Genomic DNA, 12,709 nt, shown 5'->3' on the forward strand with positions numbered 1-12,709 from the left:
TGCTCACGTCTCCAGGGCGACCGCGACGTCTTCGAGACTTCGCTGGTGGGTGTCGGGCGCGGTCCGGGTGAACAAGATGACCGCCGCGATCAGCGGGATGGCGCCCATGAGGGCCGTGACCGCCAGGGACGGGGTGGCGAAGGAGGCGAGCACGAGCGCGAGCACCAGCACTCCCCCGGCCTTGGTGAGCCCGGCGACCAACCCGGCGCCCTTGGCCCGCATGTGCGTCGGGTAGAGCTCGGCGGCGTAGGCCACCACGGCGGCGACCAGCGAGCTGATCCCGGCCAGCGGGAGCACCAGCACGGCCGAGAGCACGACCTCGTGGTGGGTGAGCGAATCGCCGAACACGGCGAACACCAGCACCGACAGCGCGGTCACCGCGCACAGGCAGACCATCGTCTTGCGGCTGTTCCAGAACCCGTAGAGCAGGGCGACCAGGAGCGTGAGCGGCAGCCCGACCAGCGCCGAGTTGCGCAGGATGAAGTCGGCGTTGACCTCACCGATGCCCAGGCGCTGCAGGTTGCTCGGCACCCAGAACTGGAACCCGTAGGTGAGCAGGCCGGCCGCGACGGCGATGCCGGCCACCGCGATCGTGGGCGCACGCAGCGGCGCGCGGAACATCGATCGCGCGCCGGTCACCTCGACGTCCGAAGTGGACTCTTCGACGACCGCGGCGCCGTAGCGGCGCATGACCGCCTCGGCGTCCGCGGTGCGGCCGGCCGCGAGCAGGAACCGCGGCGACTCGGGGATCCACCGGTTGAGCAGGATGAGCAGCAGACCGGTAGGCAGCCCGATCAGCCACATGATCCGCCAGCTGTAGAGCGGCATCAACGTACCGGCCAACCAGCTGGTCAGCGCGTAGGCGCCCGCGATGTCGCCGCCGATCAGCAGGACGAGCCAGCCCCGATGGCGCGCGGGGATGATCTCGGCGATGAGCACGAAGGTGATCGGCAGCATCCCGCCCGCACCGATGCCCATCAGCAGGCACATCAGCAGGTTCCACACGAACCCCGGCATCGCCCCGCAGATCGCCGTCGAGACGAACAGGATGCCCGCGTACAGGATGGACGCCCGCCGCCCGATCCGGTCGCCGACCCAGCCCCACAGGAACGAGCCGAGCATCGTCCCGACGATCCCGGAGAGCGGCAGCCAGGTCACCGGCACCCCGGCGTGCGGGTTGGCCGCGGTGCTCAGGCCGTACTCCTTGGCCACCCCCGGCGCCACGAACGACAACGTCGTCGGCTTCATGACGTCGATCGTCACGGCGAGCGTCATGACGATCAGGAGCGCGACGTGCTGCCACCGGACCTTCGTGTCGTCCATGGCCGCGACCCGGATCGACGCCGCCCGGGCCCGGATCGTCCGCGCGTTCGCGGGTACGAGCCCGTACAACGCGAGCACGAGACCGACGCCGATCAGGGCCATGCCGACGAGCATCGGGGCGTCCGGTGCCATGCCGGCCAACCGGTATCCCATGTCCTTGGCCATGAAGTACATCGGCAGGTGCAGCGCGACACCGGTCGCGCACGCCAGGACGCCGAGCCAGAACGCCGCAGGCGACCGGAAGACGGAGCCGCGCCTGCGCCGACCGGACGTACCACCGGCGGCGACAGGGTGTTCTCGCCCGGACATCGACGGCATTTGGCCTCCATTTGGACATCAAGGATTAGGCAAGGCGGCTGATTGCGCCAATCAACCGGTTTGTGATAGCGCACACTATGCCGCGGCTATTTCCGTCCGGCGCGATACCGCCGGCGAACTACCCGGCCACCATCGGAACATGGTAGCTGAGCGTAGTATTTCCATCGAACCGGTAAGGGCTGAACACCGGGCGTCCCACAACACGGGACTTGACTACTCACCGCAGTATCCGAGCAGAAGAACGCGCACTACTCCGAACGTGTCGATTGATCCTGAAAACGACACCTTGCCGTTGGCATTCAACGGGCGCCCTCCTACTCTCCAAAGTGGTACGGACGGCAGCCTCCGGGGGTGCTACGAATGACGGCGGTTATTGCTGCGTTAGGTCGAGGCGCAACGTGCGCCAAGCACGTGTTCAACCCCGTGACCTGGGCTTATTCGCAGAGACGGCGCCCACCAGCGATGCCGGCGAACCTCCCGCCCGCCGCCCTTGAGAGCTCGGCGGCGCGATACGAGTATCGCGCCACCACCTCCTTCCTGCCAACGCATTCGCGAACCTAAAAGCCACCAAATCTTCGCCGCGAATCACCAAGGCCATCCCGCGCGCCCAGCGCCGGATGAAATGCCTTCAGACAAACCTGCGCGGAAACCGCCATGGAAATTTCACACCTGCCGCACGAAGGAAATCCGATGAGCACTCGCGGAAGTCTGCCGGACGTCGAATTGGTGTCAATCGAATCCTTGGTCCCCGGCGACTCGCCGCGGCTGGAAGGCGTGGACGAGGAACACTGCCGAAGGCTGGCCGAGATGGATTCCACCGTGCCGCCGATTCTCGTCCACCGGCAGACCATGCGGGTCATCGACGGCATGCACCGGCTGCGCGCCGCCCAACTCTCCGGCGCCGACACGATTCGGGTGCGGTTCTTCGAAGGCGACGAGCAGGAGGCGTTCATCTGGGCGGTGAAGGAGAACATCGCCCACGGCCTGCCGCTCACCCTCGCCGACCGCACCGCGGCCGCGCACCGCATCATCGACGCGTTCCCGCACCTGTCCGACCGGGCGATCGCCGGCTACGTCGGCCTCTCCGACAAGACCGTCAGTTCAGTGCGAAATCGACGATCAACTCCGGAAGATCCGCAGTTGAGCAGCCGCCTTGGCGCCGACGGCCGGGTGCGCCCGCTGAATCGCGAAACGGGCCGTCGCCGGGCCGCGGAGATCCTTCGCGAGCGACCGGAAGCGTCGCTTCGCGAGATCGCGGCGAGCGCCGGGATTTCGGTGGGCACGGCGCACGACGTGCGCAAGCGGATCCGCAACGGCGAGAGCCCGCTGCTGACCCAGCAACGGTCCGGCAACCACCGCCCGGCGCCCCGGATGCATTCGTCGAACAACGGCGTGGAGCGGCCGTGCCAGGACGGGAAACGCAAGGCGCGCGAGACCGTGCCGGCCGAGCAAATCGACCTGTCGATCTTGCACAACCTGACCCGGGACCCCGCGCTGCGGCATTCGGAAAGCGGCCGGGAACTGCTCCGATTCCTGCACGCCTACCTGGTGCGGGGCGGTTGGGCCGAGCACGTCCGGGCCGTGCCGCCGCACTGCACGGACTCCGTGAGCAAGCTCGCCCGTCAGTGTGCCCAGCTGTGGTTGCGGTTCGCCGCCGACGTGGAAAACCTCAACCTTTGAGACCCGGCTCATCCGATGACAGGGCGTGGTCGCCGACGCGGATTCGCCGGGTCGACGTGACGGGTTTCCGGCTTTGTCCGGTGAATGACCGGCGTCGGCCCCCGGTTGGCCCTGGGATCACGACTCGGACAATGCGGAGCGTAGGTGCGATTCGGCCGGACGGATTACCCGTCCGACACCATTGCCAGGTATCCGATTCGGCCGCCCAGGACGTCCTACTTCTTGGGAACCGTGTTTGACGAATTGGATTCGACGGCGTCCGTGACCGGACGTGATACTGGGGCTTCGGTGTTTCACTTCACCGTCGCGACGACCTCGAGGTATTCCGCGGCCGCGATGCTCGTGCCGTCCTGCGCCCGGTTGGCCCGGTCGAACTCGGCCACCGCGGCGTCGAACACGGCCCGTTGCTGGCCCGGCGGCATCGCGTTGTAGGCACCGCGCCAGGGCGGCATGTACTTGAGCAGCAGCTCGACCTGCGTCTCGCCGGTGAGCGCGCACAGCTCGTGCACCCGGACCGTCGTGGTCAGCTCGACGCGGTTGCCGAACAGCTCCCGGCAGTGCCCTTCGGTCCCCCACAGCGTCGCGGGTCCGCAGGGCGCCTTGGCCGCCGCCGGCGGCGCGGTGACCGCCTCGGTCATGAGGGCGTGCAGCTTGCCGACCAGGCCGGTCGGCGTCCAGTTCGCCAGGCCGATCCGCCCGCCGGGGCGGCAGACCCGCACGAGTTCGTCGGCGGTGCGCTGGTGGTCCGGTGCGTAGATGACGCCGAAGGTGGACAGCACCGCGTGGAAGCTCCGGTCGGGAAAGGGCAGGTGCTGCGCGTCGGCGATCTCCATCCAGAGGTCGAGGCCGTCCACCGCGGCGCGGTGCACGGCCGTCTCCAGCGCCGAGGACACGATGTCCGTAGCGGTCACGTCGGCGCCGCGCCGCGCGGCGGCGATGGCGGTGTTCCCCGATCCCGCCGCCACGTCGAGCACCCGCTCTCCCGGGTGGACGTCGACCGCGCGGACGAGCAATTCGCTGACGTAGGCATCCCGCACCGCGATGCGGTGGTAGTCGGCCGCACTCCACAAGGCCCGCATCCCACTCGCCCGGTCCGGCACTGCGGTCATTCCCGACTCCTCGAGTGCAGAAATTAAATTGTTGTCAAAGCCGTTCCACATTCTCCGGGCAAAAAGTCACGTCCGTCAAACAAACGAATTCGACCCCGGCTCGGTCAAGCCGGGGTCGAATTCGGTGGGGCGGGTGGCTTATGCGGTCCGCTCCGCGGCCGGCTGGTCCGCGACCGCGGTGGCCGCCGGGCCGGCGTCCTTGGCCCGCGGCCGGATCAGGAACGCGGGGATGAGGCCGGCCAGCGTGATGGCCGCGAGCACGATCACGGCCGGGGTGAAGCCGTCGACGAACTGCTGCGGTGAGCGGTAGCCACCGAACGAGGTGAACACCGCGACGGCGATGGCGACGCCGAACACGCCACCGACCTGCCGGATCGTGTTGCTGACGCCGGAGGCCACGCCGAGGCGCTGGGGATCCATGCCACGCATGACCGCGGCCGCCAGCACCGGGAACAACGCGGCAACACCGATCCCGGCGGCGATCAACGGGAGCACCAGGCTGCCGTAGGTCGCGCCCGACTTGACCATCGGGCCGATCGCGAAGAAGGCCGCCGCGAACAACACGACCGCCACGAACACGATCGGCCGCTCACCGATCTTGTCGGCCAGGATGCCGGCGACAGGCGCGACCAGCGGTGCGAGCGCCACCCACGGCAGCAGCCGCAGCCCGACCCCGAGCGGGTCGTTGTGCAACGCCAGCTGCAGGTACTGCGCGAAGAGGAACGCGTTGCCGAACAGGCCCGCGCCCAGCGTGAAGCTGACCCCGCACCCGCCGGAGAAGCTCAGGTTGCGGAACATCTCCAGCGGCATCATGGGTGCGGTCGCGCGCCGCTGCCAGAACACGAACGCGATCAGCAGGACGACGCCGAGGATCAGGCCGCCGACGATCGTGGGCGAGCCCCAGCCGACCTCGCCGCCCCGCAGCAACGCCTGGGCCAGCGAGACGACACCGGCGGTGGACAGCACGACGCCGAGGACGTCGATGGGGTGCGCGCTGCCCTTGCTCTCGCCGATCTTGAACCAGCTGAGCGCGATGACGACCACGCCGATGGGCACGTTGACCCAGAAGCACCACTGCCAGTTGATGTACTGGATGATCGTGCCGCCGACCAGCGGGCCGACCGCGATCGCCATGCCCATCACGGCACCCCAGATGCCGAACACGGCACCACGCTTCTGCGGCGGGGTCGACGCCGTGATCACGGCCAGCGCCAACGCGGTCGCGATACCGCCGCCCAGGCCCTGGAACGCGCGGGCGATCACGAGCATCTCGATGCTGTGGCTCAGGGCGCACCACATCGAGCCGAGCGTGAACCACGCGACGCCGAGCATGAACATCGACTTGCGGCCGTACCGGTCACCGATCGCCGAGCCGGTCAGGATCAGCGCCGCGAACCCGATCTCGTAGGCGTTGATGGTCCAGCCGATGCCCGCGGCGTCGGTGCCGAACTCCGTGTGCAAAGTGGACACTGCGGTCATGATGACCAGCACGTCCAAACCGATCATGAACGAGGCGATCGACCCCAATGCGACGGTCCAGCCCCGATTCGTCGACAACGCCGGTTTTCCGGCCATCGTGTCCATCTCTGCTCCTCTAACCGATGTGATCCGGGCGCGCGACCATGGCCGGTCGTCCACGCGAGACGATCGGTCGAGTCGTACGAGGTTCTGTTATTCCTTGTTGGCCAAGGCCGAGTAGGCGTCCAGCAGGGCCTTCCAGCCACCACCGTTGCGCAGGCCTTCGTGCACGCCTTGCGCCGCGACGAGCCGTTCGAAGTGGCGGTGCTCCACGTCGACCCGGGTCACCTCGGGGCCCTCGGCGGTGAACTGGATGTCCACCTCGCTGGCGTGCTCGGGGTCCGGGTCGAACTGCCACATGCCGTTGATCTGCCAGGTGATCACGAGGTGGTTCGGGGGCTCCCACAACAGGACGCGCCCCCAATCGCACTCCGTGCCGTCCTGGCCCTTCTCGTACCAACGGCCGCCTTGCCGCGGCTCGATGACCGCATCGACCATGTCCGACTTGCCGATGTGGTACGCCGCCGGCCACCAGCTCCCGAACGATTCGGTGAAGACCCGGAACGCGTCGTCGATCGACGAGTTGATCGTGACCGAGCCTTGGATCGCCGGGATCGTGGCTTGGCTACTCATACCTTTGCTCCTGTCCAACTCTGGTCGTGGCCGCGCTCGGCGGCCTTCTGAAAAGTCCGCAAAGCGTCATCCCATATGCGGTCCAGATAGGCACGCAGAGCGTCCACGCCTTCGGGGTTGAGCCGGTAGACGTGCCTGGTCCCCTCGACCTCGCACACGACGAGACCGCCGTCGAGCAGGACTTTGAGGTGCTGCGACACCGCAGGCCTGCTGATCGGCAACACGGCTGCCAGCTCACCGACGGAACTCGGTCTCCGAGCCAACAGCTCGAAGATCGCGCGCCTGCGCGGGTCGCCGAGCGACCCCAGGCCCGCGTATCCGTCAGTCTCCACGAACGGTCATGGTAGACTTACCGAGTAGCCGGATCAAGACGGAAAGTCACGCCGGACACCGACCGGGATCGCCCTCGTCGCACGCGCTCGACCGGTGATCAACTGAGCACCGGGAAGTGTCACCGGCGTCCGCGTATCGTCCTTCGTTGTCCCGCGACCCGCATTTCGTCGGAGGGCCAGAGATGACCATCAAGCGCGATTACGGCCAGTTCTGCGGACTCGCCGCCGGGCTCAACATCCTCGGCGAACGCTGGACCCTGCTGATCATCCGCGAATTGCTCATCGACACCGCGCGCTTCTCCGAGTTGCTGGAGAGCCTGCGCGGCATCGGCCCCAACCTGCTGACCGAGCGGCTGCGGTCCTTGGAGAAGAACGGGATCGTCGTCCAGGTGCCGGTACCGGATGACCTGCGCGGCCGGTACTACCGGCTCACCGCGCGGGGCGAGGAGCTCCGCCAGCCCGTGCTCGGCTTGGCCCGGTGGGGCATGCCGTTCCTGCACGAGCGCGACGCGCACGGCACGGTCCGGGCCGACTGGGGATTCCTTGCCGTGCAGGCGATGGTCCGTCCGGACCACATCCCCCACGACCGCCACGAGCAGTACCTGTTCGAGGTCGGCGACCGCAACTTCACCATCGAGGTCGACCGCGGGCACGTCAGCTACTCCCGCAGGCGACCGCCGCGCCCGGACCTGACGATCACCACGGACGCCGAGACCTTCATCCGGATCGGCGCCCGGATGATCAGCCCGTTGGAGGCGCTGGTCAAGGGCACCATCCGGATGGACGGCGACATCGACGTGATCCAGCGCTGCTCGGCCATGCTGGGGCTCGGCATCGAGCCCACCGGGTCCAAGGTGTCGAACCTGGCCGGTTGACACTTCCGTTCGCCGCCAAGCCTTCGCCGCGTTTTGCGCATGGGAAACCGCCCGGTCCGGTGACACCACGGACCGGGCGGTTTGTCGTCGGTCAGGCGCCGGGGGCGTGTGCCCGCGCGGTCTCGTCGGCCGCCCAACCCTGCGGGACCTCCCACCGCAGCCCGTCAGCCGTCGGCAACAGCCCGGCGGTCATCGGCGGCATGGGCACCGGGGACGCCCCCAGCGTGCCGTTCATGTCGCGGATGCCCATCTCCATGCTCATGCCGACCGCGCCGACCATCGCCGGCGGGATGGGCATGTTGCGCGCCTCGGGCGGCAGCGCACTCGGGCGCTTCAGGTCGGCGGGCATCATCCCGCCGACGAGGTCCACGAACGCCTCCAGCACCGAACCGTCGTGGTGCGCGATCCGCTTGGCCTCCCAGAAGTAGGACCGCTCGTCGACGTTCATCTTGTAGAACGCCACCAGGAAGTCGCGGAACACGGCGAACTCGCGGCGGTAGCGGCTGTCGAACTCGGCGAAGCAGGCCGCCTCGTCGGCCAGGCCCGCGAGCGTGGTGTTGATGGCCCGTGCGGCCAGCAGCGCGCTGTAGGTGGACAGGTGCACGCCGGAGGAGAACACCGGGTCGATGAACATCGCCGCGTCACCGACGACGACCATGCCCGGCCGCGACAGCTTCGTGCGCTCGTAGGAGTAGTCGCGGCGGACCCGGACCTCGTCGTAGGGCGCGGTGGTCGACCGCTTGGCGTCGCGCAGGTACTGGCGCACCACCGGGCACTGGTCGATCATCGCGTGCAGGGCGGCGTCCGGGTTGGCCTGGATGGCCTCGGCGTCACGCACACTGACCACGACGCCGACGCTGGTGAGCGTGTCGCTCAACGGGATGAACCAGATCCAGCCCCGGTCGAAGGCGGCCGAGAGGATGTTGCCGCTGTGCGGTTCGGGCAGCCGGCCGGCGCCCTCGAAGTAGGAGAACACCGCGATGTTGCGGAAGAACTCCGAGTACTCGCGCTGCCCGCCGACCGCGGTGTGGATGCGGCTGCCGTTGCCGGACGCGTCGACCACGTACTTCGCGGTGGCCTCGTGGGCCACCCCATCGGCGTCGGTGAACCGCACGCCGGTGACCCGGTCGCCCTCCTCGAGCACGCCGGTCACCCGGTGGTTCTGGCGGACGTCGACGCCCTTGGCGCGCGCGTTGCGCAGCAGGATGTCGTCGAACTTCATCCGCTCGACCTGGTAGCCGTAGGCGCCGAGCTCGACCATCCCCGGCGAGGCGTTGAACCAGAACGACCACGGCTCCGGGCTCGTCCCCCAGCGGAACGTGCCGCCGTTCTTGCGCACGAAGCCGGCCGCCTCGACCTCCTCGCGCACGCCGAGCACCGGGAGCACGCCGTGGATCGTCGACGGCAGCAGCGATTCGCCGATCTGGTAGCGCGGCAACGTGCCCCGCTCCAGCAGGAGGACCCGGTGACCGTCCAATGCGGTCACGGTGGCCGCGGTCGAGCCGCCCGGCCCGCCGCCGACCACGATCACGTCCCAATCGGTCGTCGTCATTGGGTTTCTCCTTTTCAGGCTTGGTCGGCGAGCATTCCCTGCATCACGAACGGCGCCGCCTCGATTTGGAATTCCATCGCGGGGTGGTGCGCTTTGACAACGCCTTCGAGACTGAGCAGGCACAGCATCGGGAAAATGAAGGCTGGTTCGGCGTACAGGCCGTGCCTGCGTTGCACCGCGAACAACTCGAAGCAGAACTTGGGCAGGCTGAAATCACGCACGGCGTTGCCGGTGTTGCGCATGACCAGCTCTGCGATGTCGCGGCGGAACGCGCCGACGTCGGCGCCGGGGGCCGCGCCGCGCACCGTGCCGTACAGGATGTCCGCGCACGCCTCGCCGTCCGCGCGGATCATGCCCGCGAAGAACTCGGTGAAGCTGCGTCGCGCGGCCGGGCTGAGCTGGTAGGTGAACCCGGCGTCGAGCACGACGATCGTGCCGTCGGCGCGGAAGTACGTGTTGCCCTGGTGCAGGTCCGCGTGCACGAACCCGGCGACGAACAACAACCGGTACGTCGCGCGGACCAGCGTCGCGACACCGGCCTCGCGGGCGGTCACCGGGAGCAGTTCGATCGACCCGTGCCGCAGGTCGTCGATGAACTCCATCGTGATGACGCCCTCGGCGCAGAGCTCCCGCACCACCGCCGGCACGGCGACACCCGCCACCACGGCGAGGTGCGCGCGCAGCCGCTCCAGGTTCTCGGCCTCGGCGACGAAATCCGTCTGCGCCACCAGGCTTTCCCCGAGCTGGTCCATGATGTCGGCCAGCGGCGCGCGCCGGAACCCGGGCAGGTGCGCCGCGAACGCCGCCCCGGCGCGCAGGATCGCCATGTCGGCGGCGATCACCGTGCGGACGCCGGGCCGGAGCACCTTCACGGCGAGCACGCGGTCGCCGATCCGCACCCGGTACACCGAGGCGATCGACCCGCTCGCCACCGGTGACCCGGCCTCGAGCACGTGGCGGCGTACCGGTTCGGGCGCGTCACGCAGGGCCTGCGCGAGTTCGGCCGCGGTCATGCCGGCCACCTCGTCCTGCAGTTTGCTCAACGACCGGGCCATCGTCTCGCCGATCAGGTCGACCCGGGTGCCGATGAGCTGACCCGCCTTGATGAACGCACCTCCGGCACGTTCGAGCAGACCGCAGAGCTCGGCGGCGACCCGGCCGCGACGACGCTCGCGCGGCCCGGCGAACGCGGCCAGCAGCCGAGGGGCGGCCGCGACCACCAACCAGGTCACGCGCAGCACGCGGCGAACGGAAAACTGATTCATCCTGCTCCAGACCGGAGAGCGGAATTGAATGACAAATCGCTGATCGAAACGATGTCTTGCGCCGATCATAACGGCCACAGGATGCTGTCATAACCCGCTCAGATCGCTTTCCAATCGAGGAGTTCCCGTGTCGTTGAACGGCAGGCTGGACGAGCACACCTTCGCGAGCGAAGCGCTGCGGGACAACCCGCTTGGCGACAGCGCGGATCGGCCGTTGTGGGTCTACACGCCACCCGGCTACGACGAGGGCGCGCGGCGGTACCCGTCGGTCTACCTGTTGCAGGGGTACATGGGCCAGTTGCCGATGTGGTGGAACCACTTCCCGTTCCAGGAGCCCTTCATCACCGTCGCCGACCGCATGATGGCCGAGGGCAGCGCACCGCCCGCGATCATGGTCTTCGTCGACACGTGGACCACTTACGGCGGCAGCCAGTTCGTCGACTCGGCCGGCACCGGCCGCTACCACACCTACCTGTGCGAGGAGGTCGTGCCGTGGGTCGACCGGCACTACCGCACCCTCCCGCAGCGGGAATCCCGTGGTGTGTCGGGCAAGTCCAGCGGCGGGTTCGGCGCCATGGTGACGTCGATGCTCCGCCCGGATCTCTTCGGCGGGTTCGCCACGCACGCGGGCGACGCCATGTTCGAGTTCACCTGCTTCGCGAAGTTCCCGATGTGCGTGCGGTTCCTGCGCGCCTACGGCGGGGACATCGAGAAGTGGTGGGCGGAGTTCCGGCAGCGGGGCCGGTTCGCCAAGCCGGAGGACCCGTCACTGCTGATCATCTACGGGATGTCGGCGTGCCTCTCGGCCCGCCCGGACGGCACCCCGGAGCTGCCCTTCGACCCGGCCACCGGCCTGCTGCGCCAGGAGGTCTGGCAGCGGTGGCTGGCCTGGGACCCGGTGAAGATGGTGCCGGACCACGCCGACGCGCTGCGCACGATGCGCGGGATCTGGGTCGACGGCGGCACGCAGGACGAGCACTGGCTCGACATCGGGGCGCAGGCGTTCCGCGCGGCCCTGGCCGAGGCGGGCGTACCGGACGAGGTCGTGCACTTCGAACTGTTCCCCGGCAAGCACAACGGTATCGACCACCGCTACCCGATGTCGCTGGCGTGGCTCGTCGAGCGCCTGTCCCCGATGGCCTGAGTAGCCTGAGCAGCTTGAACCGAGCGGGGCGCGAGCCCGCGGAAGGCGCCGCCGTAGAACATCAGCGGCTCCTTCGCGGGGTCGCGCTGGAAGGACACCAGCCGGCCCAGCACGATCGCGTGGTCGCCGCCGTCGTAGCACCGCCACCGCAGGCACTCGAACGTGGCGACCGCGCCCGCCAGCAGGGGCACCGAGGTGAGGGCACCGGGAACCACGTCCACGCCCTCGAACTGCGCGGCGCCGAGCGGTCGCGAGGTGTCGGCGAAGTAGCGGGCCAGGTCCTCCTGATCCGCGCCCAGCACCGACACCCCGAACGCGTCGGTGTCGAGCTTGTGGAACATGACCGCGGTCCGGTCGACGCACACCAGCACGAGTTCGGGGTCCAGCGACACCGACGTGAAGGTGTTGGCGGTCATCGCGTGCGGCTCCGGCCCGCCAGTCGTGACGACCGTGACGCCGGTGCCGAACGCGCCCAGGGCGCGCCGCAACTCCTTGCGCCGGGCGGGATCGAGGGTCATGACCGGCTTCCCACCGGCCGCCCGTACGGGCGCAGCGCGTCCGCCAGCGCGGCCGGCACCGGTGTCGGCACGACCGCGGCGCCCGCACCTCGCATGCACGCCACCCGTTGCCGGCCACGGGCGATCATCGACTCACCGCCGCCGTCGAGGCGCAGGTAGTCGAAGCCGAACTCGAGCTGGGTGTTCTGCAGCTCGATCAGCCGCATCCGGATCGACAGCTCGTCGAACGCCGTGATCTCCGCGAAGAACTCGCACTCGACCTTGAGGGTGAACAACTTCAGCCCGGCGCGCAGGTCGCCCAGCACCGCGGGTGCGTGGTCCTTGAGGAACATCTCGCGGCAGCGGCCCTGCCAGCTCAGGTAGTTCACGTAGTAGACGTTGCCGACGAGGTTGGTCTCCTCGAACCCGACGACGTGGCGGTACTCGTAGTAGGCGGGCACGA

General features: G+C 68.7%; 12 protein-coding genes. 3 read left to right on the forward strand and 9 right to left on the reverse strand.

Annotated features, from left to right (window positions below; translation table 11 throughout):
- Positions 1-3 precede the first annotated feature (3 nt).
- Positions 4-1,641 (reverse strand): MFS transporter, encoded by a 1,638-nt coding sequence (locus EV186_RS10460; RefSeq protein ID WP_133849044.1) that lies wholly within the window; start codon positions 1,639-1,641, stop codon positions 4-6.
- A 690-nt stretch (positions 1,642-2,331) separates the two neighbouring features.
- Between EV186_RS10460 and EV186_RS10465 the strand changes: the two genes are divergently transcribed.
- Positions 2,332-3,321 (forward strand): ParB/RepB/Spo0J family partition protein, encoded by a 990-nt coding sequence (locus tag EV186_RS10465; protein WP_166659105.1) that lies wholly within the window; start codon positions 2,332-2,334, stop codon positions 3,319-3,321.
- 293 nt (positions 3,322-3,614) lie between these two features.
- Here EV186_RS10465 and EV186_RS10470 read toward each other — a convergent pair whose 3' ends face one another.
- The 4 genes from EV186_RS10470 to EV186_RS10485 all read right to left on the reverse strand — a co-directional run bounded on the left by EV186_RS10470 (position 3,615) and on the right by EV186_RS10485 (position 6,913).
- Positions 3,615-4,430, reverse strand: a complete 816-nt coding sequence (locus tag EV186_RS10470) for a class I SAM-dependent methyltransferase (protein WP_166659106.1) — start codon at positions 4,428-4,430, stop codon at positions 3,615-3,617.
- Positions 4,431-4,568: 138 nt separating this feature from the next.
- Positions 4,569-6,014, reverse strand: coding sequence for a DHA2 family efflux MFS transporter permease subunit (locus EV186_RS10475; protein ID WP_133849047.1), 1,446 nt, complete (start codon positions 6,012-6,014; stop codon positions 4,569-4,571).
- Positions 6,015-6,101: 87 nt separating this feature from the next.
- A complete protein-coding gene (locus tag EV186_RS10480) occupies positions 6,102-6,581 on the reverse strand; it encodes an SRPBCC family protein (protein ID WP_133849048.1) in 480 nt (159 codons plus the stop codon).
- Complete coding sequence (locus EV186_RS10485; RefSeq protein ID WP_133849049.1) at positions 6,578-6,913, reverse strand: ArsR/SmtB family transcription factor; 336 nt, start codon at positions 6,911-6,913, stop codon at positions 6,578-6,580. Before EV186_RS10485 ends, EV186_RS10480 begins: the two co-directional genes overlap by 4 nt.
- 182 nt (positions 6,914-7,095) lie before the next feature.
- On the opposite strand from EV186_RS10485, the gene EV186_RS10490 reads away from it, so the two are divergent.
- A complete protein-coding gene (locus EV186_RS10490; RefSeq protein WP_133849050.1) occupies positions 7,096-7,788 on the forward strand; it encodes a winged helix-turn-helix transcriptional regulator in 693 nt (230 codons plus the stop codon).
- A gap of 91 nt (positions 7,789-7,879) precedes the next feature.
- On the opposite strand, the gene EV186_RS10495 is transcribed toward EV186_RS10490, so the two are convergent.
- Together EV186_RS10495 and EV186_RS10500 are read right to left on the reverse strand one after the other, a co-directional pair.
- Complete coding sequence (locus EV186_RS10495; protein WP_133849051.1) at positions 7,880-9,340, reverse strand: tryptophan 7-halogenase; 1,461 nt, start codon at positions 9,338-9,340, stop codon at positions 7,880-7,882.
- A 14-nt stretch (positions 9,341-9,354) separates the two neighbouring features.
- Positions 9,355-10,605: an ABC1 kinase family protein gene (locus EV186_RS10500; RefSeq protein WP_166659107.1), complete on the reverse strand. Its 1,251-nt coding sequence runs from the start codon at positions 10,603-10,605 to the stop codon at positions 9,355-9,357.
- 127 nt (positions 10,606-10,732) lie between these two features.
- On the opposite strand from EV186_RS10500, the gene EV186_RS10505 reads away from it, so the two are divergent.
- Positions 10,733-11,749, forward strand: coding sequence for an alpha/beta hydrolase (locus tag EV186_RS10505; protein ID WP_133849053.1), 1,017 nt, complete (start codon positions 10,733-10,735; stop codon positions 11,747-11,749).
- Here the strand turns inward: EV186_RS10505 and EV186_RS10510 are convergent.
- Entirely contained in the window at positions 11,698-12,267 is a 570-nt protein-coding gene (locus tag EV186_RS10510; RefSeq protein WP_133849054.1) for a flavin reductase family protein, read from the reverse strand. The genes EV186_RS10505 and EV186_RS10510 overlap by 52 nt on opposite strands.
- The gene (locus tag EV186_RS10515; protein WP_133850171.1) at positions 12,264-12,707 is read right to left on the reverse strand and encodes an acyl-CoA thioesterase; all 444 of its coding nucleotides are present in this window, start codon (positions 12,705-12,707) and stop codon (positions 12,264-12,266) included. The genes EV186_RS10510 and EV186_RS10515 overlap by 4 nt, the downstream gene beginning before the upstream one ends.
- Between the last annotated feature and the right edge of the window lie 2 nt (positions 12,708-12,709).

This window comes from Labedaea rhizosphaerae (assembly GCF_004362825.1).
Classification (GTDB): domain Bacteria; phylum Actinomycetota; class Actinomycetes; order Mycobacteriales; family Pseudonocardiaceae; genus Labedaea; species Labedaea rhizosphaerae.